This is a genomic window from Amycolatopsis sp. NPDC102522, assembly GCF_055584485.1.
In genome coordinates, this window is record NZ_JBVJLY010000003.1 from 41,869 (window position 1) to 66,597 (window position 24,729).

26 protein-coding genes are annotated in these 24,729 nt (G+C 69.5%); 10 read left to right on the top strand and 16 right to left on the bottom strand.

The window, feature by feature from the left end:
- Nucleotides 1-80 precede the first annotated feature (80 nt).
- Nucleotides 81-671, top strand: a complete 591-nt coding sequence (locus ACZ6YV_RS10320) for a hypothetical protein (RefSeq protein WP_465509340.1) — start codon at nucleotides 81-83, stop codon at nucleotides 669-671.
- A 21-nt stretch (nucleotides 672-692) separates the two neighbouring features.
- Entirely contained in the window at nucleotides 693-1,688 is a 996-nt protein-coding gene (locus ACZ6YV_RS10325; protein ID WP_465509341.1) for a DUF2203 family protein, read from the top strand.
- A 3-nt stretch (nucleotides 1,689-1,691) separates the two neighbouring features.
- Here ACZ6YV_RS10325 and ACZ6YV_RS10330 read toward each other — a convergent pair whose 3' ends face one another.
- Nucleotides 1,692-2,582 (bottom strand): alpha/beta fold hydrolase, encoded by an 891-nt coding sequence (locus ACZ6YV_RS10330; protein WP_465509342.1) that lies wholly within the window; start codon nucleotides 2,580-2,582, stop codon nucleotides 1,692-1,694.
- Between the two features lie 108 nt (nucleotides 2,583-2,690).
- Nucleotides 2,691-3,125: an Lrp/AsnC family transcriptional regulator gene (locus tag ACZ6YV_RS10335; protein ID WP_465509343.1), complete on the bottom strand. Its 435-nt coding sequence runs from the start codon at nucleotides 3,123-3,125 to the stop codon at nucleotides 2,691-2,693.
- A 115-nt stretch (nucleotides 3,126-3,240) separates the two neighbouring features.
- On the opposite strand from ACZ6YV_RS10335, the gene ACZ6YV_RS10340 reads away from it, so the two are divergent.
- Together ACZ6YV_RS10340 and ACZ6YV_RS10345 are read left to right on the top strand one after the other, a co-directional pair.
- Nucleotides 3,241-4,101, top strand: coding sequence for an NAD-dependent epimerase/dehydratase family protein (locus ACZ6YV_RS10340; protein WP_465509344.1), 861 nt, complete (start codon nucleotides 3,241-3,243; stop codon nucleotides 4,099-4,101).
- A 35-nt stretch (nucleotides 4,102-4,136) separates the two neighbouring features.
- Nucleotides 4,137-4,934 (top strand): aldo/keto reductase, encoded by a 798-nt coding sequence (locus ACZ6YV_RS10345; protein ID WP_465509345.1) that lies wholly within the window; start codon nucleotides 4,137-4,139, stop codon nucleotides 4,932-4,934.
- On the opposite strand, the gene ACZ6YV_RS10350 is transcribed toward ACZ6YV_RS10345, so the two are convergent.
- Nucleotides 4,935-5,549 carry a LysE/ArgO family amino acid transporter gene (locus ACZ6YV_RS10350; RefSeq protein ID WP_465509346.1) on the bottom strand — a complete coding sequence of 205 codons (615 nt, stop codon included), beginning with the start codon at nucleotides 5,547-5,549 and terminating at the stop codon, nucleotides 4,935-4,937.
- Nucleotides 5,550-5,615: 66 nt separating this feature from the next.
- On the opposite strand from ACZ6YV_RS10350, the gene ACZ6YV_RS10355 reads away from it, so the two are divergent.
- Both ACZ6YV_RS10355 and ACZ6YV_RS10360 read left to right on the top strand, forming a co-directional pair.
- Nucleotides 5,616-6,494 carry a LysR family transcriptional regulator ArgP gene (locus ACZ6YV_RS10355; RefSeq protein WP_465509347.1) on the top strand — a complete coding sequence of 293 codons (879 nt, stop codon included), beginning with the start codon at nucleotides 5,616-5,618 and terminating at the stop codon, nucleotides 6,492-6,494.
- Between the two features lie 38 nt (nucleotides 6,495-6,532).
- Nucleotides 6,533-7,108 (top strand): HhH-GPD-type base excision DNA repair protein, encoded by a 576-nt coding sequence (locus tag ACZ6YV_RS10360; RefSeq protein WP_465509348.1) that lies wholly within the window; start codon nucleotides 6,533-6,535, stop codon nucleotides 7,106-7,108.
- On the opposite strand, the gene ACZ6YV_RS10365 is transcribed toward ACZ6YV_RS10360, so the two are convergent.
- The 3 genes from ACZ6YV_RS10365 to ACZ6YV_RS10375 all read right to left on the bottom strand — a co-directional run bounded on the left by ACZ6YV_RS10365 (nucleotide 7,109) and on the right by ACZ6YV_RS10375 (nucleotide 9,274).
- Nucleotides 7,109-7,687, bottom strand: coding sequence for a GNAT family N-acetyltransferase (locus ACZ6YV_RS10365; protein ID WP_465509349.1), 579 nt, complete (start codon nucleotides 7,685-7,687; stop codon nucleotides 7,109-7,111).
- A 296-nt stretch (nucleotides 7,688-7,983) separates the two neighbouring features.
- A complete protein-coding gene (locus ACZ6YV_RS10370; RefSeq protein WP_465509350.1) occupies nucleotides 7,984-8,628 on the bottom strand; it encodes a spermine/spermidine synthase domain-containing protein in 645 nt (214 codons plus the stop codon).
- A gap of 22 nt (nucleotides 8,629-8,650) precedes the next feature.
- Complete coding sequence (locus tag ACZ6YV_RS10375) at nucleotides 8,651-9,274, bottom strand: TrmH family RNA methyltransferase (RefSeq protein WP_465509351.1); 624 nt, start codon at nucleotides 9,272-9,274, stop codon at nucleotides 8,651-8,653.
- On the opposite strand from ACZ6YV_RS10375, the gene ACZ6YV_RS10380 reads away from it, so the two are divergent.
- Nucleotides 9,273-9,461: a DUF1918 domain-containing protein gene (locus tag ACZ6YV_RS10380; protein ID WP_465509352.1), complete on the top strand. Its 189-nt coding sequence runs from the start codon at nucleotides 9,273-9,275 to the stop codon at nucleotides 9,459-9,461. The genes ACZ6YV_RS10375 and ACZ6YV_RS10380 overlap by 2 nt on opposite strands.
- Before the next feature lie 3 nt (nucleotides 9,462-9,464).
- Here ACZ6YV_RS10380 and ACZ6YV_RS10385 read toward each other — a convergent pair whose 3' ends face one another.
- Nucleotides 9,465-10,634 (bottom strand): MFS transporter, encoded by a 1,170-nt coding sequence (locus ACZ6YV_RS10385; protein WP_465509353.1) that lies wholly within the window; start codon nucleotides 10,632-10,634, stop codon nucleotides 9,465-9,467.
- A 256-nt stretch (nucleotides 10,635-10,890) separates the two neighbouring features.
- Between ACZ6YV_RS10385 and ACZ6YV_RS10390 the strand changes: the two genes are divergently transcribed.
- Together ACZ6YV_RS10390 and ACZ6YV_RS10395 are read left to right on the top strand one after the other, a co-directional pair.
- Nucleotides 10,891-11,208: an ArsR/SmtB family transcription factor gene (locus ACZ6YV_RS10390; protein WP_465509354.1), complete on the top strand. Its 318-nt coding sequence runs from the start codon at nucleotides 10,891-10,893 to the stop codon at nucleotides 11,206-11,208.
- Nucleotides 11,209-11,404: 196 nt separating this feature from the next.
- Entirely contained in the window at nucleotides 11,405-12,577 is a 1,173-nt protein-coding gene (locus tag ACZ6YV_RS10395) for an MFS transporter (RefSeq protein WP_465509355.1), read from the top strand.
- A 6-nt stretch (nucleotides 12,578-12,583) separates the two neighbouring features.
- On the opposite strand, the gene ACZ6YV_RS10400 is transcribed toward ACZ6YV_RS10395, so the two are convergent.
- Nucleotides 12,584-12,883 carry a DUF3017 domain-containing protein gene (locus ACZ6YV_RS10400; RefSeq protein ID WP_465509356.1) on the bottom strand — a complete coding sequence of 100 codons (300 nt, stop codon included), beginning with the start codon at nucleotides 12,881-12,883 and terminating at the stop codon, nucleotides 12,584-12,586.
- Between the two features lie 153 nt (nucleotides 12,884-13,036).
- On the opposite strand from ACZ6YV_RS10400, the gene ACZ6YV_RS10405 reads away from it, so the two are divergent.
- Nucleotides 13,037-15,778, top strand: coding sequence for a TNT domain-containing protein (locus ACZ6YV_RS10405; protein WP_465509357.1), 2,742 nt, complete (start codon nucleotides 13,037-13,039; stop codon nucleotides 15,776-15,778).
- Between the two features lie 77 nt (nucleotides 15,779-15,855).
- Here ACZ6YV_RS10405 and ACZ6YV_RS10410 read toward each other — a convergent pair whose 3' ends face one another.
- The 8 genes from ACZ6YV_RS10410 to ACZ6YV_RS10445 form a co-directional block, all read right to left on the bottom strand.
- Nucleotides 15,856-16,443, bottom strand: a complete 588-nt coding sequence (locus ACZ6YV_RS10410; RefSeq protein WP_465509358.1) for a pentapeptide repeat-containing protein — start codon at nucleotides 16,441-16,443, stop codon at nucleotides 15,856-15,858.
- 22 nt (nucleotides 16,444-16,465) lie between these two features.
- A complete protein-coding gene (locus tag ACZ6YV_RS10415) occupies nucleotides 16,466-17,533 on the bottom strand; it encodes a reverse transcriptase family protein (RefSeq protein WP_465509359.1) in 1,068 nt (355 codons plus the stop codon).
- Nucleotides 17,534-17,672: 139 nt separating this feature from the next.
- Complete coding sequence (locus tag ACZ6YV_RS10420) at nucleotides 17,673-18,155, bottom strand: VOC family protein (RefSeq protein WP_465509360.1); 483 nt, start codon at nucleotides 18,153-18,155, stop codon at nucleotides 17,673-17,675.
- A 69-nt stretch (nucleotides 18,156-18,224) separates the two neighbouring features.
- Nucleotides 18,225-18,734, bottom strand: coding sequence for a hemerythrin domain-containing protein (locus ACZ6YV_RS10425; protein ID WP_465509361.1), 510 nt, complete (start codon nucleotides 18,732-18,734; stop codon nucleotides 18,225-18,227).
- Between the two features lie 106 nt (nucleotides 18,735-18,840).
- Nucleotides 18,841-22,194 (bottom strand): error-prone DNA polymerase, encoded by a 3,354-nt coding sequence (locus tag ACZ6YV_RS10430; RefSeq protein WP_465509362.1) that lies wholly within the window; start codon nucleotides 22,192-22,194, stop codon nucleotides 18,841-18,843.
- 3 nt (nucleotides 22,195-22,197) lie between these two features.
- Nucleotides 22,198-22,350, bottom strand: a complete 153-nt coding sequence (locus tag ACZ6YV_RS10435) for a hypothetical protein (RefSeq protein WP_005161922.1) — start codon at nucleotides 22,348-22,350, stop codon at nucleotides 22,198-22,200.
- A 2-nt stretch (nucleotides 22,351-22,352) separates the two neighbouring features.
- Nucleotides 22,353-23,954 carry a DNA polymerase Y family protein gene (locus tag ACZ6YV_RS10440; protein ID WP_465509739.1) on the bottom strand — a complete coding sequence of 534 codons (1,602 nt, stop codon included), beginning with the start codon at nucleotides 23,952-23,954 and terminating at the stop codon, nucleotides 22,353-22,355.
- A gap of 14 nt (nucleotides 23,955-23,968) precedes the next feature.
- The gene (locus ACZ6YV_RS10445) at nucleotides 23,969-24,652 is read right to left on the bottom strand and encodes a hypothetical protein (protein ID WP_465509740.1); all 684 of its coding nucleotides are present in this window, start codon (nucleotides 24,650-24,652) and stop codon (nucleotides 23,969-23,971) included.
- Between the last annotated feature and the right edge of the window lie 77 nt (nucleotides 24,653-24,729).

Consider the following 24,729-nt stretch of genomic DNA (forward strand, 5'->3'; position numbering starts at 1 on the left):
GGCTAAACGCGATCCGCGGAGATCGAAGTGAACCGAAGGGGCTTCGCATCCGTAGTCCGGTTCAGGGAGGTGGCCCGCCCATGTCATCACACCGGTATGTCGCGGAGTACGACGACGAGGACTACCAGGAGTACGGCGAATACGAGCAACAGCAGCCCAAAGACCCGCGAAGGCCGTACGAGGACGTCGAGTCGTACGAACCGTACGAGCCCTTCGACGACGACGTGGGCTCCGAAGACCCCCGCGCGGGCCGAGGCGCGCGTCGCGTCCTCAGCGGCGCAGGCGGCCTGATTCTGACGCCGGTCGCCCTCGGCCTGCTGGCCTGGGGCGGCCTGCGGCAGCAGATGCTCGTCCAGGCGACGCTGAGCACCCAGCGTGACGTCTTCAGCATCGGCCTGCTCGTGGGCGGCGGGATCCTGCTGCTGGCGGTCGGGCTGCTCGGCGCGCTCTCGGCGACCGGCCCGATCCTCGGCGGCCTCGTCTGGGGCCTCGCACCCGGCGTGGCCACCGCCGCGGTCCCCGAATGGGGCTTCCGGCTCATGAAGTACCTGCCGCAGAACGACGTCACCTACGGCGTCACGAGCTGGCTGTTCATCGGCGGACTGCTCGGGACGGGCTTCCTTTTGGTCGGCGCGGGCCTCGCGTCGAGACTCGCCCGGCGGCGCCGCTGAGCGGGCTGGGAACATCGGCGCATGGGATTGTTCACCGTTCCTGAAGCCCGCGCCGAGCTCGCTCGGCTACGCCCCGTGCTCGACGAGCTCGTCCGGCTGCGCGCCGACGCGGCCGAACTCGCCGCGTCCCTGCGCCCGGGCGGCCAGGAGACCGCGCTCGGCGGGATGCCGGAGTGGAAGGCCGCGCAGGCCAGGCTGGACGATCTGATGACCACCGTCCAGCGGACCGGCGCGGAGCTGAAGGGGTTCGCCCCGCTCCTGATCGACTTCCCCGCCGAACTCGACGGCGTCGACGTCCTGTTGTGCTGGCTCGAGGGCGATCCGGAGCTGGGCTGGTATCACCGCCTCGACCTGGGTTTCGCCGGCCGCCGCCGGCTCCCCGGCAAGGTCGCCGCCGTGACCGAGGAGATCGCGGCAGGCCTCTTCGACGGCGTCGCCGCGCACTACGACGAAGACACCTTTCACGGCCTCGTCGCCGAAGCGCTTGTCGACGGCCTCGGCCGCACGGCTCCCGAATGCGTTCTCGACGTCGCGACCGGAACCGGCGTGGCCGCGTTCGCCGCGCTGCGCCTGGAGCCGGGCGAGGTGCTCGCGATCGACATCTCGCCGGGCATGATCGCCAAGGCCGAGGCGAAGGCGGCGACGCGCGATCCCGGCAAGGTCATCACCTGGCAGGTCGCTTCGGCGGTTCCGGCGCCGGTGGAGGATGAAGGCGCGGACGCCGTGCTCTGCGCGTCCTCGCTGCATTTCCTCGGCGCGGCCGCGCTCCGCGACTGGCTGCGGGCGCTGCGCCCCGGCGGACGGGTGGGCTTCAGCCTGCCGCTGGCCTCGGCGTTCCGGCCGTCGGAGGCGTTCGCCGCGATCGTCCCCACCGACCTGAAGCTGCCGGAAACCGAGGACGACGCGGCGGAACTGGCCTCCGAAGCGGGCTTCACCGAAGTGACCGTGAAGCGCCTCGACGTCGAGTCCGAGGACAGGGTCCGGTCGGTGTTCGTGGTGCACGCGACCAAACCCTGAGGCCTACAGCGGCGCGAAGAACGGCACGCACTTCGGCGCGGGCGCGCCTTCCGGGTCGAGGGCCTTGAGGATCAGGCTCGTCACGTTCGGGTCGATAGCCTGGCTCAGGTGCCCGGAGACGTCCGCGCCGCATTTGTCCTGCAGCACGATGTCGGTCGCGCCCGGCTCGTTCAGCACCCCGCTCGTGTAAGGCGTGACCACTCGATCGTGGCGGCTGACGATGCTCGTGTACGTCGGTCCCGGCACACTCACGCCGCCGCGGGCGAGGTCGTCGAGGAAGTCCGAAGGCGCGAGGTACTCGCGGCACGCCCCGCACACGCCATCGGCGAGCAGGTCGAGGCCAGGCAGCGAAAGCACGGCCTTGGCCAGCCCGGAAAGGCCGTTGAGCGACGTTCCCTTGAAGTTCGAGCCGAAGCCGACGAAATGCTTCACCTTCTCCGCGCCGCCCTCGAACTTGAGGTAGTACGCGGGCATCGTCGTGCCCTCGGAGTGCCCGACGATGTCGACCTTCCCCGCGCCTGTGCTCGACCGCACCCGGTCCACGAACGCGCCGAGTTCGACGGCACTCTTCCGCATCGAGGCCATCCCGCCGAACAACTGTCCACCCAGGACGGTGCCGCCGTAGGTCAGCGAATAGACGCAATAGCCGGCGTTCTTGAGCTTCGGCGCGTGATAGAACCAGTTCGTCGTCGCGTTGCCGCCGAGGCCGTGCACCAGCACGACGGGCTCGGGGTGGTTCGCGCTCGGCTTGCACGACCAGTCGTTCCAGCCGCTCGACGGCGCCGCGCTCGCCGCCGCCGCCGGGACGGCGATCGTGAACGTCAAGGCCGCGACAAGCGTGGTGAGGATCTTCCTGGTCTTCGTGGCACCGCCGTTGGTGACCCGAGCCCGCATCCCTGCCTCCGGTTACTCGTCAGTATGTGACTTGAGTCATCATGCGTCACAAACCGGCGACCGGAACCGGGAGAAGAACCAGACTTGCTCCCGCCTCTTTGTGACAGATCACAGAGGCAGCAGGATTCGTCGTTCGATCGGACTGGACATCACGATCGAGGTCGTCGTCGATCCCAGCGTAGAGAGGTCTTCGAGCAGATCCTCCAGATGCGTGGTGTCGCGGACGGCGATCTTGAGGATCCAGCAGTCCTCCCCCACCACGTGGTGCAGTTCGAGGATTTCGGGGCGGTCCATGATCTTCCGCGTCCGGGGGTGCCGGACGGTGAACCCGCTGTGCGGCGCCATCCGCACGAACGCCCGCAGCCCGAGGCCGATCCCGGACGGCGAGACGAGCGCCGCGTAGCCGGTGATCGTGCCGTCCGCTTCCAGCCGTTTGACGCGTTCACCGACGGCGGCGGGACTCAGCGAAACGCGGCGCCCGAGTTCGCTCAGGGTCATCCGGCCTTCCTCCTGGAGGAGTTCGAGGAGTCGCTTGTCGATCACGTCCAGTGAGCTTTCAGCGGAACCGCGATTCGACCGAGGTTCTTTCAGTGATCCCGCCGATTCACCCATGTTCTCCCCTTCAAACACCCGGATCGCCACCGTAACACTGGTCAGCATGAAGAAAGTGCTCGTTCTGGGCGGAAGCCGGTACTTCGGCCGCGGGGCGGTCGAGCGGCTGCGCGACGCCGGACTGGACGTCACGGTGCTCAATCGCGGCTCCTCCCCGGCGCCGACCGGCGTCGCCCACCTGATCGCCGACCGCGACGACGAAGCCGGTTTGAAGGCCGCGCTGGGTTCCCGCTCCTTCGACGTCGTGCTCGACCAGGTCTGCTACACCCCGCTCCAGGCGGCGATCGCGCGCCGGGTGATCCGCGCGGACCGGTACGTGATGACGTCCACGATCGAGGTCTACGACCGGATCCGGACGGATACTCCGATGGTCGAATCGCTGGTCTCGCGGTCTCCCGTCGATGCCGGACTTCCTTGGCATGACGCGACTTTCCTCGAAGCGCACTACGGCGAGGGCAAGCGCCAGGCGGAGGCGGTCTTCGCGGACGGAGACGCTTCGTTCGCTTCGGTGCGGGTCGCCCACGTCCTCGGCGGCGACGATTTCACCGGACGGCTGCGCCATTACGTCGAACGGCTGGACACGGGCGACGCCGTCGAGATCCACGCGAAACCGCGTCCGTCGACGTTCATCCACGCACGCGAGATCGCGGGCTTCCTGGCCTGGGCGACACGGGCGGATTTCACGGGCCCGGTCAACGCCGGTTCGCACGGCGAGCTGTCCGCGCTGGATCTCGCCGCCGCTATCTCCGCCGAGCCCCGCTTCCGGGTCGTCGAGCGGGACGCCTCGCCGTTCTCTTTCGACCGGTACGCCGTCATGGACACCTCGCGCGCGACGGGTCTCGGCTTCTCCTTCTCCAGCACCACCGATTGGCTCGGCGAAGCCATCGAAGACCTCAGAAAGGCTTGAGCAAAGTGCACTACCGCAGTATCGGAGACGTCGAAGTGAGCGCGATCGGCCTGGGCGCGATGCCGTTGTCGATCGAAGGCCGCCCGGACCGTGACCGCGCGATCGCCACGATCCACGCCGCCCTCGACGCCGGGGTCACGCTGATCGACACGGCCGATTCCTATCACTGGCACGCGGGCGAAACCGGCCACAACGAGGTGCTGATCGCCGAGGCGCTGGCCGGCTACGGCGGCGACTCGGACGCGGTGCTCGTCGCGACCAAGGGCGGTCGCGGCAGGCCCGGTGACGGCTCGTGGACCGTCACCGGGACACCCGCGCACCTCAAGAACGCCTGTGAAGGCTCGCTGAAACGGCTCGGCGTCGACGCGATCGGGCTCTACCAGCTGCACAAGCCCGATGAGAACGTGCCGTGGGCGGAGTCCGTCGGCGCGGTCAAGGAACTGGCCGACGAAGGCAAGATCCGGCTCGGCGGAGTGTCCAATGTGTCCAGTGCGCAGATTCTCGAAGCACACGAAATCCTGGGCGAAAAGCTGGTCTCCGTGCAGAACGAGCACTCGCCGGCGCATCTGGCGCACGAGCCGGAACTGGCGCTGTGCACGGAACTCGGGCTCACCTACCTGCCGTGGGGGCCGCTCCGCGGGATCGGCGGGGAATTCCTGGCCGTGGCCGAAGAACACGGCGTCAGCCCGCAGCGGGTGTGCCTGGCTTGGCTGCTCGCGAAGTCGCCGTCGATGATCGCGATCCCCGGTTCGACGAGGCCCGCGACGATCCGCGATTCGGCGGCCGCCGCCGACCTCGTGCTCACCGCCGAGGAGTTGGCTCGCCTGTCGTGATCAGGCGCTCGCGACCAGTGTCACGCCGAGGCCGATCATCATCGCGGCGACCAGGCCGTCCAGCACCCGCCAAGACGACGGCTTGCGGAAGAACCCGCTGAGCAGCCTCGCGCCGAAGCCGAGCGCGAGGAACCAGAGCACGCTGGCGGACACCGCTCCGACGCCGAACGCCCACCGGCCGCTGCCGTGCCCCGCGGCGATCGCGCCCAGCAGGAGCAGCGTGTCGAGGTAGACGTGGGGGTTCAGCCAGGTGATCGCCAGCGTGGTCAGCACGATGCGGCGCAGCGATCCGCCGGTCTCCGGGCCACCGGTTTCCAGTGCCGACGGCTTGATCGCGCGACGGGCCGCGAGAGCGCCGTAGCACAGCAGAAAAGCGCCGCCGACCAGCGCGACGATGGTCAGCGCTTCGGGCGAGGTCCCCACCAGCGCGCCGACTCCGCCGACGCCGAGGCTGACCAGGATGACGTCCGAGACGATGCAGATCAGGACCACCACGGGGACCGCTTCGCGGCGGATGCCCTGGCGCAGCACGAACGCGTTCTGCGCGCCGATCGCGACGATGAGGGCCATGGTGGCGCCGAACCCGGCGACCGCGCTGAGCAGAACGTTTCCCATACGAAGGACACTAGGAAGCGGATCGTCAACAGTACAGCTAAAGATTCTTACGTAACATTAGCGTTCGTGACGAAAGAATTGCCGCTGGACCTCGTCCGCACGCTACTGGCGGTCGCCGACGAAGGCACGTTCGACGCGGCGGCCTCGGCCCTGCACGTGACACCGTCGGCGATCAGCCAACGCGTGAAAGCGCTCGAACAACGCACCGGCCGGGTGCTGCTGATCCGCACGAAACCGGTGCGCCTGACCGAATCCGGACAGGCGGTCGTGCGCTTCGGCCGCCAGCTGGCCCTGCTGGAGGCCGACACCCGGGCCGAACTCGGCCTGACCGCCGACGACGAACCGGTCCGGCTGCCGATCGCGGTGAACGCCGATTCGCTGGCGACGTGGTTCCTGCCCGCCCTCAAGCGGGTGCCGCCCGAGCACAAGATCTGCTTCGAACTGCACCGTGAGGATCAGGACCACACCACGACCCTGCTGCGGGAAGGCCAGGTGATGGCGGCCGTGACGTCGTCCCCCGATCCGGTCGCGGGGTGTTCGGTACACCGGCTCGGGCAAATGCGCTACCTGGCTGTGGCGAGCCCGACGCTCGGCACGGACCTCGACCTCGCCGAAGCCCCCGTCGTCGTCTTCGGCCGCCGTGACGACCTTCAGGACCGCTTCGCGCGCGAGCGAGGCACGATCGCGAGCTCGCTGCGGCACTACGTCCCCTCCTCCGAAGGGTTCTTCGACGCCGTCGCCGGCGGGATGGGCTGGGGCATGGTGCCGCTGGCGCAGATCGGCGACCGCCTGCGCGACGGCACGTTCGCCTGCCTCGACCCGGACCACCCGATCGACGTACCGCTGTTCTGGCAGCAGTGGAAACTCGACTCCCCCGCGCTGGCCGCGGTGTCGGCCGCCGTCACCACCGCGGCCGCGGACCTGCTCGTCGACCCACACGGATGAGGACGCGCGCGGCGGCCCGGTCGTGAGATCCTGGGCGCATGACGCGCGCATTGCACCTGGTCGGGGACGAGGAAGCGGACCGGTTGCTGACCGAGGACCCGTTCGCCCTGCTCGTCGGGATGCTCCTCGACCAGCAGTTCCCGATGGAACACGCGTTCCGCGGCCCGCAGAAGATCGCGGACCGGATGGACGGTTTCGACATCGGGAAGATCCACGCGATGGACACCGAGACCTTCGTCGAGCTTTGCGTGGTCCCACCCGCGATCCACCGCTACGGCGGCTCGATGGCCCGGCGGGTGAAGGACCTCGCCCAGCACGTCGTCGAGGTCTACGACGGTGATGCGGCCGGGATCTGGACCGCCGGGCGCCCCAAACCGGACGGCCCCGAAGTCCTCAAGCGACTGAAGGCGCTGCCCGGTTTCGGCGACCAGAAGGCCGCGATCTTCCTCGCGCTGCTCGGCAAGCAGCTCGGCGTGCACCCCAAGGGCTGGCGCGCGGCCACCGGCTCCTACGGCGACCGCGGCTCCCGGCGTTCGATCGCCGACGTCGTGGACACGAAGACCCTCGGTGAGGTGCGTGCGTTCAAGAAGGCGGCGAAGGCCGCGGCGAAGTAGCTACCCCTTCGCCGCTCCCGGCCACGGTCCCGGCGTCTCGGCGGGCAGTTCGGCCTGCTCGACCTCGGTGCGGAACAGCCGGAAGCCGCGGGCCTGGTAGTTCTTCAGCGCGGCCGGGCCGTCCGTGGTGCAGGTGTGGACCGTGACGCGGCGCGTCGGCGTCTTGCCCGGCCAGCGCTCCGCGAGCGCCCACGCCTCCCGCAGCGCGACGGTCAGCAGGTGCCCGCCGACACCCTTGCCGACGAAGGTCGACATCAGGCCGAAGTACGCGAGCTCCACGGTGCCCTCAAGACCGGCCTTCTCGCTGCCGTCGAGTTCGAAGTAGCCGCACGGCGTCCCCTGCGAGTACGCGACCCAGGTCTCGACGCCCGGCCTGTCCAGCCACTCGATCCACTGAGCCCAGGTCCAGCCGAGTCGGTCGATCCAGAACCAGTCGCCGCCGACGGCGGTGTAGAGGTAGCGGTTCAGCTCCGGGCTGACCAGCTCGGCACGCGTGACCGTCACCGGCACGGCGGGCGGCTTCGCCGTGCTCAGGTCGTCCGGCGAGGTCTGTTCGAGGTGCCAGGTCGTGATCTCCATGCGGCGATCATTTCAGCCACACCCGAAGTGGCCCCAGTGCCGTGTAGCCGTTCCGCGGGGCCGCGTCGAGATCCTCGCCGCGTTCGTAGCCGGTGATCGGCAAGCCTGGGAAGCTCGACGCGTCGTCGATGCCGCCGTGAGTGTGCAAATTGGACAGTCCGACGAAGTGTCGATCCCGTCCAGCACTTCCGGCACCGTCACGTCCGACTTCCAGACGCGGAAAGCGAACGTGCCCTCGATCCCGTGCGCGCGGCACACCGTATGACACCAGCGGGCGTTGACCCGCGCGGCGTCCGCTACCTCCGCGCGAACCACAGCACGTCCGGTTCGCCTTGCGGCACCGGGATCTTAAGCTCCCGCACCTCACCGAACCGCGCTCTCAGCCGCTTCGCGAACGACGGCACCGACTCGGCGCTCCACACGCCGAGCACGCCACCGGGACGCAGTCGCTCGGCGAGCATGTCGAGCCCGTCCGCCTGATACAGCTTCGCGTTGCTGTCGGTGACCGTCCACTCAGGACCGTTGTCGATGTCGAGGCACAGCGCGTCGAACCGTTCTTCCGTCCGGCGTAACCATTTCACCAGATCGGCCTCGACGACGGTGACCCGTTCGTCGGAAAGGGCGTCGTCGTGGACGTCCTTGAGCGGGCCCTCGCGGTTCCAGCCGATCACGGCGGGTTCGCGCTCGACGACCACGATCTCACCGACGCCGGGGTGGTCCAGCGCGGCACGCAGCGAGTAGCCGACACCGAGGCCGCCGATCAGCATCCGTGCCTTACCGGGCACCAGGTCGGCCGCCACCGAGACGAGCAGGCGTTCGGATTCGCCGTTCCGGGTGTCCATCAGGAAGACGCCGTTGGCGATGACCTCGAAGTCGTCCCCCGTCCGGCGGAGTACCAATTCGCCGCTCTTCCCGGCCACTGTGTCGAGTACGTCGGTCATCCGGGCAGCCTATCGGCGACGGTCACAGCAAGCCCGCCAATTTATACAACACGAGACTGCCCGCGACGGCGACGTTGAGACTCGCGCCGGTGCCCACCATCGGGATTTCGACGACGGTGTCGAGAAGATCTAGTGCTTCCGGCGGAATGCCTTGCTGCTCATGGCCGAGTACGGCGATCGTCCGGCCCCGCACGGGCGGGAGATCGGCGAGACGCACGGATTCTTCGGCGAGTTCGACGCCGACGATCGCCGTGCCCGCCGCCCGTTCCCGCGTCAGCCAGCCCGGCGGGTCGTGGACCCAGTGCACACAAGCCGGGCGCCGCAACGTGTTCCCGCGGCGCAACGCCTCCGGCACCCACGGAAACCTCGGCACGGCAAGGCAGGCACCCACCGCGTCGCAGGTTCGCAAAAGGGTACCGAGATTCGCGCCGTGCAGCGGCCACAGCGGTGCCGCGACGAGATGTCCCCAGCAGGGATGGGATTTCCTTCGTCTGGCCGCACGCAGTTCCGAGGGCGTGCGGACCCGGATCGACGGGCTCACCGGCGGCGAGGCGTCGCGCCTCCAAGGATTTCGAGGATCATGACGACACTGTAGCGGGATCACCTCCGACGCTCCTAACCTTGAAGCGTCGGAGGTGGTTCTCATGCAGGCGACCGTCGGAGACGAGATCCACGTGCACGGACGCACGGTGGGCTCGGCCGAGCAGCGCGGCGAAATCCTCGAGGTACGCGGAGAACACGGTGGTCCGCCGTATCTCGTCCGGTTCGCGGACGGGCACGAAGGACTGGTCTTCCCCGGACCGGACTGCGAGGTCCAGACCCGCTCCGAATAGCCGTCACTCGGCGGGAACGGGCCGCGCCACGCGAGTCCGCCAGCCCGCCACGACCACGGCCGCGCAGAGCGCGGTCAACACCGCCGCGATCTCGGGCAGCAGGAGCGGGCCACCGCCGCTGAGCACCGCTCCCCCGACCAGGCCGGAGAGCCCGACGCCGAGATAGATCGCGGACGCGTTGAGCGAGAGGACGAGCCCGGCGTTCTGCTTGGACAGTTCGATCAGCCGGTGCTGGATCGGCGGGTTGACCGACCAGGTCGCCAGGCCCCAGAGGAACAGGACGACGGCCGCGCCCGCGACGGTGGTCGCCACCAGCGGCAGCAGCGCCAGCACCACGGTGATCCCGCCGAACACGACCAGCAGCGGGCCCTTGGCACCCCAGCGGTCGGCCGCGCGGCCGCCGAAGACGTTGCCGAGCGCGCCGCCCGCGCCGTAGACGAACAGCAGGATGCTGACCGTCGTGCCGTGGACGCCGGCGGTGGCGGACAGGACCGGCGAGATGAAGGTGTAGACCGAGAACGCGGCGAGGCAGCCGAGCACGGTCGCGCCGAGCATGGCGAGCACACGCGGGTCCTTGGCGACGGTGAACCGTTCGGCCAGGCGGACCGGTGGCGGCGCCGGGACGGGAGGCAAGACCAGCCGGACCGCGAAGGCGCCGAGAAGGGAGAAGGCGGCGACGAGCGCGAAGACAGCCTGGTAGCCGACGCTCTGCGAGAGGACGCTGCCGAGCGGGACACCGAGGATCGTCGCGACGGTCAGCCCGCCGAAGACGAGCGCGACCGCGCGGCCCCGGCGTTCCGGGGAGGTGAGTTCGGCGGCGACGGCGCTCGCGGCCGGGGTGAAGACCGCCGCGCCGATCGCGGTGACGATCCGCGCGAGGAGCAGGGTCACGTAGCCGGGAGCGAGGGCAGCGAGGGCGTTGCCGATGGCTGTGACGACGAGGGCGGCGACGAGGAGCGTGCGCCGCTCCCAACGGCCCGTGACAGCGGCGAACAGCGGTGAGCCGATCGCGTACGCGATGGCGAAGGCGGTGACCAGCTGGGCGGCGGCCGTCTCGGAGACCGCGAGCTCGCCGGTCAGCGCGGGCAGCAGCCCGGCGACGACGTACCCGCTGGTGCCGACCGCGAAGGTGCCGAGCGCCAGCACCGCGGTCCTGGGTGGTGCGAAAGTCATGACTCCCCAGCTCCAGACCCCTTTTGCGTCAACTCCACGGCGGCGGCCGGATCGCGATTAGCCCGCTAAAGTCGCTCCCGGGCCCCAGTCGCCCAGGTGCCGCCGGATCGCGATTAGCCCGCTAAACGCAGGTCGGGGCCGGAGCGCGATTAGCCCGCGAAAGTCGACTTGGGTCGTTGTTCGATGGTTGTCGTAGTTCGATGGAGACCGTACTACGAACTCGCGGAAAGTTCGAGGGGCGTCGTACTATGGACGGATGGCCGCGACGACCCAGCAGTACGTCTACCCCGATCAGGACGAGATCCGGATCGAGGCGGTCCTCGCCGCGCTCGCGGACCCGGTGCGGCTCGACATGGTCCGCCAGCTGGCCGAACCCGGCACCGAGATCTCGTGCAGCGGTTTCAACGTCGCCGTGACCAAGTCCACACTCACCCATCACCTGCGCACACTGCGCGAGGCGGGCGTCATCATGGGCCGCCAGCAGGGCACCGCGCGCTACAACTCCTTGCGCCGCAACGATCTCGACGACCTCTTCCCCGGCCTGCTCCAGGGCGTGCTCGCCGCCCGCCGCTGAGGGTGGGCAGCCTCACCCGAAACCGGGATGACAAAGGCCCCCTTGATCCGTTGAACTGAATGCCGGACAGCTCGTCGACGTCGAGGCCGCACGCGCTGTCCTCTTTTGTGTCCGAGACCTAAATCGATTCAGCTCCCCTTCCGCGACGACGGGTGAGTAATCGTTTACCCAGCATCACCACCCCGGAAGGAGAGCCGTGCCCGTCGCGCTGCTCGCGCTCGCCATCGGTGCCTTCGGCATCGGGACCACCGAATTCGTCATGATGGGCGTGCTGCCCGAAGCCGCCGCAGACTTCGGCGTGTCGATCCCGTCCGCCGGCTACCTGATCTCCGGGTACGCCCTCGGCGTCGTGGTCGGCGCACCGCTGCTCACCGCCGCCGCCGTCCGGCTGCCGCGCAAGACCATGCTGCTGGCGATGATGGGGCTGTTCACGCTCGGCAACGTCCTCTTCGCGCTCTCGCCGAACCAGGAGTTCGGCGTCGCCTTCCGGTTCCTCGCCGGCCTGCCGCACGGCGCGTTCTTCGGCGCCGGCGCGGTCGTCGCGTCCAGCCTGGCCAAGCCGGGCGAACGCGCGAAGGCCGTCTCGATGATGTTCATGGGACTGACCCTGGCCAACGTCGTCGGCGTACCGTTGGGGACGCTGCTCGGCCAGAAGGTCGGCTGGCGCGCGACCTTCGGCGTTGTCGCCGTGATCGGCCTGGTCGCCATGGCCGCGATCGCGAAAATGGTCCCCCACCAGGGCAAACCGGTCGAGCCGTCGCTGCGCGGCGAACTCGGCGCGTTCCGCCGCCCGCAGGTGTGGCTCGCACTCGCGATCGTCACCTTCGGCCTCGGCGGCGTCTTCGCCTGCCTGTCCTACATCGCGCCGATGCTGACCGACGTCACCGGCTACTCGCCGTCGAACGTCACCCTGCTGCTCTCGCTGGCCGGGATCGGCATGACGATCGGCAACTACCTCGGCGGCAGGCTCGCCGACAAGGCGCTGATGCCGAGCCTCTACGTGTCGCTGTTCGGGCTGGCCACGGTGCTGGCGATCTTCACCTTCACCGCGAACGGCAAGGTCGGCGCGGCGGTGACGATCTTCTTCGTCGGCCTCGCCGGGTTCATGATCGGCCCGATGATGCAGGCCCGGATCATGGAGAAGGCGGGCGGCACGCCGTCGCTGGTCTCCGCCGCCGTGCAGTCGGCGTTCAACATCGCGAACTCCATCGGCGCCTACCTGGGCGGCCTGGTGATCGCGGGCGGCCTCGGCCTGGTCGCACCCAACTGGGTGGGTGCGTCGCTGGCCGTGCTGGGGCTCTCGCTGGCCGTGGTGTCCGGCGGCCTGGACCGCCGCGAAGCGCGCCTCACCCCCGCCATGGCCTCCTGACCGCGTTCAGGACAGCGGGCCGCCGGTGATCGTGAAGGCGATGAACAGGATCAAGACGGACAGCGCGCCGTAGGTCAGGACGTCGACCGGTTTGCCCCGGATCGCCAGCAGTCCGGCCTTGGCGTCGGACAGGACCGCCCGGAGCAGTCCCGCGAGCAGCAGCGCCCCGCCGATCAGCACGGTCCCCTGTCGCCAGTGGTACTGGCCGATCCGCAGGGCGGCGACGGCCACCACCAGCATCACCAGCAGGAACGGCAGGTGATGGAGCAGTGCCCCACGGTCACGCCGCTGTCCGGCCACCGCCATCAGTCCTCGTCCTTCGGGGTCTCGCGGGCAAGTCGGTTCACTTCTTCAGTATCCCGGGTGAGTGACCCGGCACCAGGTCAGGGCGTCTTCCGGATTGTCAAGAGCGGCAAAACCCACATGCGGGGTGCACACAAGCGCGGATACGGTCAAAATGTGACCGTGGCACAACCGACGACTCAGTTGAACGCGACCGAGCAGGACACCCTGGTCAAACAGATCGGCCTCGCCCTGCTGCGGGCCGCGCCGCGCGATTGGCGGAAGGTGACCGCCGAGTACCGAGCCGTCGGCAGGTACCACGAGATGACCGGCGAGATCATCACCGAGGACGGCACCGCGCACGAGTGGGTCGCGACCCATGACATCGCGACGCTGTTCGGCAGGCTCCGTGCCGGGATGTATCGCGACGGCCGCGGCACCTGGTTCAACGCGCGCTACCAGCTCGACCATCCGTCCAGCTACAACCTCGAGTACAACCGCGACGAGCCCCAATGGCGCCTCGCGCCGCCTCCGCAGGCGCTCTCCGACGAACTGCGCATGTTCCCCCGCTCCGAGGAGAACGTGCCCGAATGGCTGATCCGGCGCATGTCCGGCCTCGGCCCCGAGCAGCCCGGCCCGCATTTCCGCATCGCCCGCATCTTCGACACCATCGGCCCGGCCGGGCGTCCGGTGATCAACCGGCCCGACCTGGAGATCGAGGAGCAGGACAGGCTGCTCGAGTATCTCGACCACGCGCCGCTGGTGGTCCCCGAGCGCGGCTACGACATCGACAGGCTCGCGCAGACCCCCGAGGCCACCGTCCCGGTCGCCTTCCACAGCGACGGGCAGTGGATCTGGCCCGCCGCCGTGAACTTCTACCTGCGCGAGTACGGCGTCTCGCCGGAGCTCGACCTGATCGACCACGTCCGGCAGAACGACTTCGCGCTGCCCGAGGTCGACTCCCCGACGCTGCAGGCCGCGGCGGGGTACCTCACCCGGGGGAATCAGCCCCCTCAGCAGCGCCCCAACGGCCCGGGTGGACCTGCTGGGCCGGGGAGCCCCAACGGCGGGCCCGTCGGCCCGCCTCCGCAGGGCCCGCCGCCGAACGGCCCGGTACAGAACGGGCCGGTACAGAACGGGCCGGTACAGAACGGCCCGGTGCCGCCGCCGCAGGCCGTCGTCAACCAGGGTGCTCCCGGGCAGCCCGGACCCCACGGTCCCGCGGGTCCCGGCCCGAACCAGGTCGCCCAGCCGCCCGTCCCGCCGCCGCACCAGCAGGGCCCGGACCCGGCCGTGGTGGCCGCCGCGGCAGCCGCACCGGTCGCCGCGGCAGCGGCCGTACCCGCCGCCGAAGCAGGCGTCCCGGATCAGGCCGAGCAGGCCCAGCGGTACGAAGAGGACTACGACACCCAGGACTACCAGGCGCAGGACTTCCACGAAGCCGCCGCCGAGCAGCAGTACGAAGACGGCTACGAAGACCCGTACGCGCACGACGAGGCACAGTTCCACGGGTCCGAACAGGACGCCTACGCCGACGAAGACCGGCAGGACGAGGCGACACAGCGCGCCGAGCCCGAACCGGAGCCGCGGGTCGCCGACCCGGAGGCCACCACGTACGCGCGGGCTCCGCAGCTCGACTCCTACGAGCGGCCGCACGAGGACGAGCAGGACGCGTACCCCCGGCAGGAAGACAACCAGCCGTACACGCCCCCCGAGGAAGAGACGACAGCCGGCTACACGCCGGTCGAGCAGGCCGACGCCGGTCCTGAGCTGCCGCTGCTCACGCACGACTCGGAGGTGCTGAAGGCGCCGCCGCCCTCGGACTCCGAGATCACGCAGGTCGACACCCCGCCGCAGGAGCGGGGGACCTTTGCTACCGCCCCCGTGCCCCACCCGGAGCCCGAACCGCGGCGCGAAGAGGCCCCCGAGCACCCCGTGCCGGTGCTGAACGAGCTGCAGTCGAAGTTCGACGACCTCGACGTACCCGGCGACGTCTACCGCATCGGCGGCCCCACCGAGCACGGCTGGAGCGTCGAGCAGGTCGACGGCGGCGGCTGGCGGGTCGGCTGGTACGACGGGAAGCTGACCAACCCGGCGGTGTTCGGCGACGCCGAGGACGCGGCCGCGTTCATGCTCGGCAAGGTCCTGCTGAACCCGAACGGCGCTCCGCCGGTGGACGAGCAGCCCGAGGACGAGCCACCTTTCGACGAGCCGCCCGCTGTCGAAGAGCAGCTCGTCGAGGCACCGGTTCCGGCGCGGCCCGTGCTGGCGACGCTGTCCCCCGAGATCGCGACGGGTTCGCATCCGGTGCCGCCGCGGGAAGCGATCCCGGCGCAGGAGCAGACGGCGTTCACCACGGCCGAAGAGCTGCTCGGGGACGACTTGGACGACGAGCCCGCCCCCGTGCCTGTCCCGCCCGCGCCCCCGGTGCGGCCGAATCCGGTGCTGGCGAGCCCGCCGCCCGCCCCGCCCCGGCGCGAACCGCCGGTGACTCCGCCGCCGCGGCGCGAGGAACCGGCCCGCCCGCCGGTCGCGGCGAACGCGGGAGCCCCGGACGCCAAGCAGAACTGGCCGATCTCGCCGATCAACGGCGAGCCGCCGCTGACGCTGTTCCGCGGCAAGGAGCTGCGCGAGCTGCCCGCGGGCAGCGAGCTCGACCGCTTCGGTGGCCCGAACGGCAACCTGACCTACGCGGCCGGGACACCGTTCGAGGAGCGCTCGCTCGTGCCGGAGTGGGTGAACCGGCCGTACCACGTGTACCGCGTGCAGCGGCCTCTCGAAGCTCTCGCCGGTGTCGCGATCCCGTGGTTCAACCAGCCCGGTGGCGGGTCGGCGTATCTGCTGCCGGCGTCCATCGAGGAACTGCTCGCCGAGGGTGACCTCATCGAACTGGACCCGGGCGAACCGCCGATCGACTAGCTCCGCAGAAGCGCTATGAAAGGTCCTTTCCTTGCAAATTTGGCAAGGAAAGGACCTTTCATAGCGTCCGGAGGGGGTCAGTGGATGACGAGGCCGTGCGCGGCGGCGTAGGCCACAGCGGTCTCGGTGTCCACGTGGACGCCCGAGAGGTTCGCCTGCACCAGGCCGTTGGCGTCGATCCGCGCGCCGCGCAGGTCGGCGCCCTCGAGTTTCGCGCCCGCCAGCCGGGCCCCGGCGAGGTCGGCGCCGCGCAGGTCGGCGCCGGTGAGGTCCGCCTCGGTCAGGTTGGCCTCACGCAGCCGCAACCCGGAAAGATCCACTTTGGACAGTCGGTTGCGGCTCAACGAGACCAGTGAAAGATCACATTCGGTGAACGCGATCTTCTGGAACCGGCAGTCCACAAAGGACGATCCGAGCATCGAGCAGGAGCTCCACCGGGTGCCGGCGAGCACACTGCGGTCGAAGGTGCACGAGCGGAACGCCGACGCCTCGTGGCGTGAGCCCTCGAAGTCGGTCTTGGTGAAGTCGCACTGGTCGAAGGTGCAGCCCTGGGTGCGCAGCCCGCGCAGGTCGGCTTCGGTGAAGTCACAGCCGACGAAACTGCGTTTTTCCCACCATTGCTGGAAAAGGACGGCTTCTCGATAGTCTTCGGCGGTCTCGATCACCCGTCCAGGATCGCATACCCGCTCAAGCCCAGGTGATCCCGTCGAACAACGCGCGCAGCTTCGCGGCCCGCGCCTGCGAAGACGTGGCGATCCAGCCGATGCGGCCGAGCAGATGGGCGCGGAAGTCCGGATGCGCGGTCCGGTTCTGCGCCTCCGGGCCGGTTCGAACGCAGTTGTGGAGCTGGGCGCGCAATGCGTCGTAGTCGGCGCGCGTCGCGGCCGGGGCGCTGTTGACCACCAGGCCCGCGACCCGTTGCCGCTGGTGCGCGGCGGCGATCGACGTCTTGTCGTCGCGCAGCCGGAAGCCCTCGTCGGTCACGATCTGCCGGACGCCGGGCAGCAACCGGTGCAGCGGCAGGGAATCGCCGGAGAACGCCAGATCGTCGGCGTACCGCGTGTAGGCCGCTCCCAGTGCGCGCGCGAGACCGTCGAGCCGCCGGTCCAGATGGTGCGTGACCGCGTTCGCGACCGCGGGCGAGGAAGGCGCGCCCTGCGGCAGATGCGTGGCCGCCAGGTTGTTCAGCAGCCGCGTGCGGGCCGGGTCCCGCCGTCCCGCGGGCGCGGTGGCGAGGACATCGGGTGGGACGGCCGTGGTGAGTACACCCGCCAGCGCCTCCGCCACGGCTGGCGGATAGCCGGCGAGCGCGAGCAGCGCCGAGATCCGGCGCGCGGACACGGCCGGGAAGAACCCTTCGAGGTCCATCCTGACCACGGTCTCCCGGCCGGCGTGCGGCGCGGCGCAGGACAGCGGTGAACGTCCGCGCCGGAACCCGTGCGCGGCCTCGTGCACCGGCAGCGCCTCGACGACGTGCCGCAGGATCCGGCGCTGCAGTTCGGCGATCCGCGGCTTCGGCCGTTCGATGAGCCGCACCCCGCCCGAAGCGGTCGGGATCCAGCGGTAGCTGTAGTGCCGGATCGGCTCGGCCGCGCGCCGGTTCCAGCCTTTCGCGTCGGCGAACCACGAGAGTTCGCCGGGCGTCAGGTCGAGCGCGGCGGCGCACTCGTCGAAGGTCGTCCAGCGGGCGACCTGCCATCGCCAGACCGGCATGGGCTCGATGAGCGACGCGGAGGTGACTCTTTCTCCTGTCATCCGCGCGGACACGCACGCGAAGCATGCCGCTCTCGCGCGGGACGCCTTGTCTCGCTGACTTCGTTCTCCCCGGGGTTACCCCGGAGTGGGTGGTGATCCACCGGCTCACCTCCGCGTCGCGATCACCACCCTACCGATTTCAGCGGCTCGGGATGATCTCCGCGCCGGAGACGTACCGCATCGCCTCGATGAACTTCGGATCGTTCATCCGGCGCTCCATCTCCGGGAAGTCGAGATCGACCAGCCGGGTCTGGATCCACCACAGGTTGCCGAACGGGTCGCGGACCCGGCCGACGCGGTCGCCGAAGAAGAGTTCGGTCTGCCTGGTGACCTCTTCGGCGCCCGCCTCGACGGCCCGGCGCTGCGTCTCCACGCTGTCCTCGACGTAGAGCCGCAGATACGCCGGAGTTTCGACCCAGTCGTCCTGCGCGTCGAACAGCATGACGACCGAATCACCGATCCGGACCTCGGCGTGCCCGATCTTCCCGCCACCCACGTACACCGGTTCGCCCATCGGCACGGCGTCGAAGACGCGCTTGAGGAACTCGATCACGCCCGCGGTGTCACGCGAGATGATCCACGGGGTGACCGAGTGGTAGCCGTCGGGGATCGGGTTGCTCATCGGAGTTCTCCTCAAGTCGTCCTGGTGCGATGAGGAGAACGCTAGAACCCGTATAGGACAGATCGTGTCCTAATGGTCCTTCAGCAGGAAAGACGGCTTCGCCTTCTCCCACTCCGGCATGTCCAGCGAGTTGAGCACCTCGACGATCCGCTTCTCCTCGTAACGGAAATGCGTCTCCATGATCGCGGTGAGCCCGTCCAGTTCCCGTTGGACGTCAAGGATCTCGTCCTGACTCGACCCGGGGCCGACACCGGCGACCAGCTCTTCGAGCCGTTCGATGATCCCGGTCATCACCCCGTGGTCATGCGCGAGCTCTTCGAGCGACGGTCGCAATTCGGGGAATTTGTCCGCCAGCACAAGGAAAGCGCCGCCGTCCTCGCCGGTGTGATGCCTCGTCAGCGCCGAGCAGAAGGTGAGGCAATGCGCCCGGAGATCGCGCAGCCGCTCGGCACGCCCCTCCGCGACCGACCCGAGGTCGTCGTGCAGCATGGCCAGCTCTTTACGCAGCCAGTTGTGAACCTGAACGAGTTGATTTCCGAACGCCGTCAACCGGGCGTTCGATGAAGAAGTGGTTTCCATGATTTCCCATGGTCCGACGCCTCCGCGCCCACGACGGTCTCTTTGCCGGGTGCACTGCGACGTTGATCGAACTACAGCACAGGCCACCGGTGATCGTCAAGGATGTTCAGTGGAAGTCACGGGACTTGGCGGTGATCCGCAGCGGCAGGTGCCGGATCTGTTCGGCGAGGACGTTCACCACCTCTCCGGTGCGCTCGACCACGCCGCGGACCAGCAGCGCGGGACTACCGCGGGCGACCCGGTGATAGCGCTGCCACACCCCCATCGTGCAGATGATGTTGATCATCCCCGTCTCGTCTTCGAGGTTCATGAAGGTGACGCCGCCCGCGGTCGCCGGCCGCTGGCGATGAGTCACCGCGCCGCCGGTCAACACCCGCGTGCCGTGCGGGACCTCGCGCAGGCGCTCCGCCGTGACGACACCGAGTTCGTCGAGGTTCTCCCGGATGAACTGGGTCGGGAAGCTGTCCGGCGACACCCCGGTGGCCCAGACGTCCGCGGCCGCGATGTCAATTTCGTCCATCCCCGGCAGCATCGGCGCCTTGGCCCCGGTGGTGAGCCCCGGCAGTTTCTCCAGGCTTTCGTCGGCGACCGCCCCCGCCGCCCAGAGCGCGCTTCGCCTGCTCTCGCCGAAGCAACCGAACGCGCCGGCCGTGGCCAGCGCCTCGACCTGCGGTTTGGTCAGCCGCACGCGCCGGGCGACCTCGGACAGATCCGCGAACGGGCCACCACGTTCCCGCTCCTCGACGATCTCCTTCGCCAGGTTCTCGCCGATCATCCGCACGGTGGACAGGCCGCCCCGCACCGCGAGCAGCTCTCCCTCTTCCGGCAAGGGTTCCAGCGTCGCGTGCGGGAGACTCGCGTTGATGTCGGGGCCGAGCACCCGCACCCCGTGCCGGCGCGCGTCGGCGACCAGCGACTGCGGCGAATAGAACCCCATCGGCTGGGCGCGCAGCAAACCCGCCAGGAACGCGTCCGGGTGGTAGTACTTGAAGTACGCGCTCGCGAACACCAGCAGGGCGAAACTCAGCGCGTGACTCTCCGGGAAACCGAAATTCGCGAAAGCCTTGAGCTTGCCGAAGATCTTCTCCGCGAGCTCACCTTCGATGTCGTTCTTCGCGGCGCCTTCGAGGAAGCGTCGTTTGAGCCGTTCCATCTTCTGTTCGGAACGTTTGGCCCCCATGGCGTGCCGAAGCTGATCCGCCTCCGCCGGGGTGAAATCGGCGACGTCGAGGGCGATCTGCATCATCTGCTCCTGGAACAACGGGACGCCGAGGGTCTTCTTCAGCGCGTTCTCCAGTTTCGGATGGTCGAAATCCCATTTCTCCTGCCCGTTCTTGCGCCGGATGTAGGGATGCACCGAACCACCCTGGATCGGACCGGGCCGGATGAGCGCGACCTCGACCGCCAGATCGTAGAACTTCCTGGGGCGCAAGCGAGGCAGGGTGGCCAGCTGTGCGCGGCTCTCCACCTGGAAGACACCGATCGCGTCGGCGCGGCAGAGCATTCCATAGACGTTCTGGTCCTTGAGATCCAATTCGGAGATGTCGACCGCCTCCCCTTTGTGGTCGCGGACAAGATCGATCATATAGTGCAGGGCCGACAACATCCCGAGTCCGAGCAGATCGAATTTGACCAATCCCGCGGCGGCGCAGTCGTCCTTCTCCCACTGCACGACGCTGCGGTTCTCCATCCGGGCCCATTCGATCGGCACGACCTCGCTCACCGGCTGTTCGCAGATCACCATCCCGCCGGAATGGATGCCGAGGTGCCGGGGGAAGTCTTCGAGCGCGCAAGCGAGCTCCACGACCTCTTCCGGAATGTCGTGATCGTGGTCCTTTTCCGTGGCCCGCAACGCTCCCCAGCGGTCGATCTGTTTGCTCCACGCGTCCTGCTGGCCGGGCGAGTACCCCAGCCCCCGCGCCGCGTCCCGGACCGCGGACCGTGCCCGGTAGGTGATCACGTTCGCCACCTGCGCGGTGTTCAGCCGCCCGTATTTCCCGTAGACGTACTGGATCGCCTCCTCACGGCGATCGGATTCGATGTCGAGGTCGATGTCCGGGTAGCCGTCGCGATCCGGGGCGAGGAACCGTTCGAAGAGCAGGCCGTAGCGCACGGCGTCGACCTTGGTGATGCCGAGCGCGTAGCAGACCGCCGAATTCGCGGCCGAACCCCGGCCCTGACAAAGGATGTCGTGCTCCCGGCAGAACCGCACGATGTCCCAGACGATCAGGAAGTAGCCGGGGAAGCCCAGTTCCTCGATGATCTCCAGCTCGTGGTCGATCAGCTTCCGGGCCTTCTCGCGGTAGTCATCGTCCTTGTTCTTCTCGTGCTCCTTCGCGCCTTTCTTGGTGAGGTGACGCAAGTAGGACGCTTCGTCGTGCCCCTTCGGCACGCCGAACGGCGGCAGCTTCGGTTTGATGTGGTGGAGTTCGAACGCGCACTCCCTGCCGAGCAGCGCCGCCCGCTGCACCGCGCCCGGGTACCGCTTGAAGATCTCGGCCATCTCCTCCCCCGACCGCAGGAACGCCGTTCCCGCGGCGGGCAGCCAGCCCTCCATGTCCTCCAGGCCACGCCGGGCGCGGATGGCGCTGAGCGCGTCGGCGAGCGGGGCCCGTTCCGGCCGGGCGTAGTGCGCGGCCGTGGTCGCCACCGTCGGGAGCCCGAACTCCAGGGCCATCTCGCTCAGCAGGTCGTTGTGCGTGCTGTCCAGGGGAAGGCTGTGGTCGATGAGTTCGACGTAGACGTTTTCCCGGCCGAAGCAGTCGATGAGTTCCTTCAGTCTTTCGACGGCCGCGGCGGGACCGTCGGTGACCAGTGCCTTGCGCACCGCGCCCTTGCGGCAGCCGGTGAGCACGACACACTTCCCGTCGACCTCTTCGGCGACCGCGCGCAGGTCGTAGACCGGCCTGCCCTTCTCCGCCCTTTCCCGGGGCGACAACGAATCCCTGTCGAAGCCGTACAGCTGACCGGCGGTGATCGCGCGGTTCAGGCTCAGGTAGCCGTCCTTCTGCTTGGCCAGCAGAAGGAGGTGCTCACCCTCGGGATCGGCGAACCCGTTCTGCGGTCCGGACAGGCCGAAGCTGAGCTCCGTGCCGAAAACGGTGTGCACGCCCAGTTCCCTCGCCGCTTCGGCGAAGCGGACCACGCCGTACATGCCGTCGTGGTCGGTGAGCGCGATCGCGTCCAGGCCCAGCCGCGCGGCCTCCTCCACCAGTTCCTCGGGATGGCTCGCCCCGTCGAGGAAGCTGAAGTTCGAATGGCAGTGCAGTTCGGCGTACGGCATCCGGCGCGCGGTGGCTCCGTCGTCTTCGCCGATCTGCCCCGTCAGGTCCGGGGGACGCTGGTAGCCCTCCCGCTTGGCGCTCCACGCGGGGCTGTCACCGCCGTCGCCGGGCTGGACCTCGCCCGCGAGCTCGCGGGCGAGGTCCTTCCACGGCCGCGGAGGGTTGTTCCAGCCCATCGGTCACCGGTTCTCGGTCGAACGTCTCGGCGCGGGGACGAACACTTCGGCTCGCGGGACGCACGCCGCCCAAGCCGTGTCCAACTCCGCGCGCTGCACCGGGATGGCCGGTTCTTCAAGCCAGCGCCGCACCAGCCGCGTGTACTCCTCGTCCATGTTCAGTCGTACTTCCCTTCCAGTGTCCACATCGGATTCTTGTGGTGCTCGAAGCGGAGCAGCACCGCCTCCTCGACGTCGTGCCCGCCGGCCAGCAGCACCTGCACCCGGATCCGGGTCCCCGACCGCGCGTGACCGGCTCCGGCCCGGACGCCGACCAGCCACGGCCCGGCCCAGGCGAGGACCTCGCGCGGTTCACCGCCCTCGAAGCTCACGAGGAACGGCGCGGCGGTGACCCGGCGCCGCGCGGTGATCTCCACGACGCGCCCGTTCTCGTCCAGCACCTGGGCGGGCACCGGCCGGGCGAACACCGTCGCCGGGGAGGGCGACGGGAGCCTCCCTGCCCAGTTCGCGTCCGCCTGCGCCGACTTCTCCCGCCTGTCGCCCCACGGCACCAGCCGGACCCGCTCGCCGGGGCCGCGGCCGCCGTCGAGCACCGCGGTGAAGACGCTCTCCGGGCCGAGCAGCCCCTGTACCCGTACCAGGGCGCGGCCCGCGCGCTCACCGGCCAGGCCTTCGTCCTCTGTGGACGGACGCAGCACGCCTGCCGCGCCCGCCTGCCACAACCCGAGTTGCAGCGACCGCCCTTCGACGGTCTCCTCCGGCTCCAGCCGCAGCCGGACGACGCCGGATCGGGGCCGTGCCGAGGTGTCCCGGACCTTCAGCCAGCCTTCGAACTGCCAGCGCACCCTGTCCGCGACACCGAGCGGGGTCAGCGGTTCGGCGCAGCGCCACACCCGGCCGAGTTGTTCGCCGGTCTCGGTGGTGGCGTAGATGCCGAGGCGGGTGCAGGCCAGCCCATATGCGGCGAGCCCCGCATGGAAGCGTTCGCCGAGCCCTTTCGCCACGAACGCGGCGGCGTCGACCCTGTCGATCGGCGGGTCGAACGCCTTCGCGAGCGAGAGTTCCGGTGGCGGACGACGGCGCGACGGCGGACGTTCGGACCGCCCTCGTGCCAGCCGGTGCGCGAGCACGCCCTCCATTCCGAAGCGCGCGGAGACGTCGCTTTCGTCGAGCGCCGCGAAGGCGCCCAACGTGCGAAGGCCGAGCTGCTTGAGCAAGGTGACCAGCTCGGTCCGGCCTGCTTCGGGCTGATCGAGTTCGCGGATGGGCAGCGGGGTCAGGAATTCCGCCGTCCCCTCGGCTTCGACCAGCGTCGAGCGACGGGCGGCGAGCGTCGCCGCGAACAAGCCGTCGGCGACGCCGACCTGACATTCCACTCCCGCCGCCACGGAAACCTCGTCCACCAGCCTTTCGAGGAGGCCGTGCTCACCGCCGAAGTACCCGGCCGCGCCCTCGACCGGGACGGCGACGATCCCCGGGCGCACCACCTCGACCCCGACGGCCAGCTCCTCCACCGCCCGCGCGACGGACTCGAAGAGCCGCGCGTCACGGCCGTCGTCCTCGCCGAAGACCGCCAGCTCCGGGCAGCAGGACTGGGCTTCGCGCCGCCGCATCCCGCGGCGGACGCCGTATCCTCTGGCCACCGCGGTGCAGGCGACCACGCGGTTCGCCGAGAAGACCGCGGCCGGACGGCCGACGGGCTCGCCCGCGACGGCCGCGGCGGCGACCGCGGGCCAGTCCGGGCACCACAGCACCAGCATGCGTACAGGCAGGTTCACGCCGTCCCCCACCTCGTCGAGGTCACCTCGGGGAAGTCCGCCCGCTCGACCCCGCCCTCACCGGGGAACCGCAGCAACGCCGACAGCGACCGGGCGGCCGCACCCCGGCCACCCGCCTGGACCTCCACCTCACGAGCGCGCAGGTAGCCCGCGCCGTCGCCGGTGAAGCCCGTCCAGCGCGAGCGACGACAGCTCAGCTCGACCTCCGCGCCGGGCCAGGAACCCAGCGACAGCAGGACCGAACCACGGTTGCGAGCGCGCGCGGACAGCCGTCTCGCCACGTCGGGCCGGGCGAGCCCCGGACCGACGACCACGAGATCGAAGCCGTCGAGCAGCGCCGCGGTCACCGCCGGGAACTCGGCGCCAGGACGGGGGACCAGCGCGAGCCTGCCCACCTCGACCCCGAGTTCCGCGGCGGCGACCACCCCGAGCGCGGGCAGGCCGACCGCGACCGCCCACGCACCGCCGGCGGTCGCGGCGGCCAGCAGGGTGAGCATCAGTGACGTGGACCCCAGCACCGAAACGGTGCTCCCGCGCCGGAGCCCCGCGGCGGGCAGCAGACCGGACAACGCCGGGGACACCGGGAGCACCCTTCCCGTCGTCCTCGCGTGTTCGGCCGCGGAAGCCACACCACTGGCCGTGCTCACTCCTGGCAAAGCCGCCAGCCTCGCCAACGGCAAGGCCCGTGCCTCTACCACCTCCGCTGTCAACGGACCTCGCCTCCCCACGACACCTAGACCGTCCTTTGTGGACGGAA

Excerpts from the sequence above, each read along its gene's own strand:
- ACZ6YV_RS10390 (WP_465509354.1), top strand. The coding sequence starts at position 10,891 with ATGGCCGCGACGACCCAGCAGTACGTCTACCCCGATCAGGACGAGATC.
- ACZ6YV_RS10360 (WP_465509348.1), top strand. The coding sequence starts at position 6,533 with ATGACGCGCGCATTGCACCTGGTCGGGGACGAGGAAGCGGACCGGTTG.
- ACZ6YV_RS10425 (WP_465509361.1), bottom strand. The coding sequence starts at position 18,734 with ATGGAAACCACTTCTTCATCGAACGCCCGGTTGACGGCGTTCGGAAAT.
- ACZ6YV_RS10380 (WP_465509352.1), top strand. The coding sequence starts at position 9,273 with ATGCAGGCGACCGTCGGAGACGAGATCCACGTGCACGGACGCACGGTG.
- ACZ6YV_RS10385 (WP_465509353.1), bottom strand. The coding sequence starts at position 10,634 with ATGACTTTCGCACCACCCAGGACCGCGGTGCTGGCGCTCGGCACCTTC.
- ACZ6YV_RS10435 (WP_005161922.1), bottom strand. The coding sequence starts at position 22,350 with ATGGACGAGGAGTACACGCGGCTGGTGCGGCGCTGGCTTGAAGAACCG.
- ACZ6YV_RS10420 (WP_465509360.1), bottom strand. The coding sequence starts at position 18,155 with ATGAGCAACCCGATCCCCGACGGCTACCACTCGGTCACCCCGTGGATC.
- ACZ6YV_RS10320 (WP_465509340.1), top strand. The coding sequence starts at position 81 with ATGTCATCACACCGGTATGTCGCGGAGTACGACGACGAGGACTACCAG.
- ACZ6YV_RS10430 (WP_465509362.1), bottom strand. The coding sequence starts at position 22,194 with ATGGGCTGGAACAACCCTCCGCGGCCGTGGAAGGACCTCGCCCGCGAG.
- ACZ6YV_RS10370 (WP_465509350.1), bottom strand. The coding sequence starts at position 8,628 with ATGACCGACGTACTCGACACAGTGGCCGGGAAGAGCGGCGAATTGGTA.
- ACZ6YV_RS10340 (WP_465509344.1), top strand. The coding sequence starts at position 3,241 with ATGAAGAAAGTGCTCGTTCTGGGCGGAAGCCGGTACTTCGGCCGCGGG.
- ACZ6YV_RS10350 (WP_465509346.1), bottom strand. The coding sequence starts at position 5,549 with ATGGGAAACGTTCTGCTCAGCGCGGTCGCCGGGTTCGGCGCCACCATG.
- ACZ6YV_RS10330 (WP_465509342.1), bottom strand. The coding sequence starts at position 2,582 with ATGCGGGCTCGGGTCACCAACGGCGGTGCCACGAAGACCAGGAAGATC.
- ACZ6YV_RS10415 (WP_465509359.1), bottom strand. The coding sequence starts at position 17,533 with ATGACAGGAGAAAGAGTCACCTCCGCGTCGCTCATCGAGCCCATGCCG.
- ACZ6YV_RS10400 (WP_465509356.1), bottom strand. The coding sequence starts at position 12,883 with ATGGCGGTGGCCGGACAGCGGCGTGACCGTGGGGCACTGCTCCATCAC.
- ACZ6YV_RS10375 (WP_465509351.1), bottom strand. The coding sequence starts at position 9,274 with ATGAGAACCACCTCCGACGCTTCAAGGTTAGGAGCGTCGGAGGTGATC.
- ACZ6YV_RS10440 (WP_465509739.1), bottom strand. The coding sequence starts at position 23,954 with ATGCTGGTGCTGTGGTGCCCGGACTGGCCCGCGGTCGCCGCCGCGGCC.
- ACZ6YV_RS10325 (WP_465509341.1), top strand. The coding sequence starts at position 693 with ATGGGATTGTTCACCGTTCCTGAAGCCCGCGCCGAGCTCGCTCGGCTA.
- ACZ6YV_RS10365 (WP_465509349.1), bottom strand. The coding sequence starts at position 7,687 with ATGGAGATCACGACCTGGCACCTCGAACAGACCTCGCCGGACGACCTG.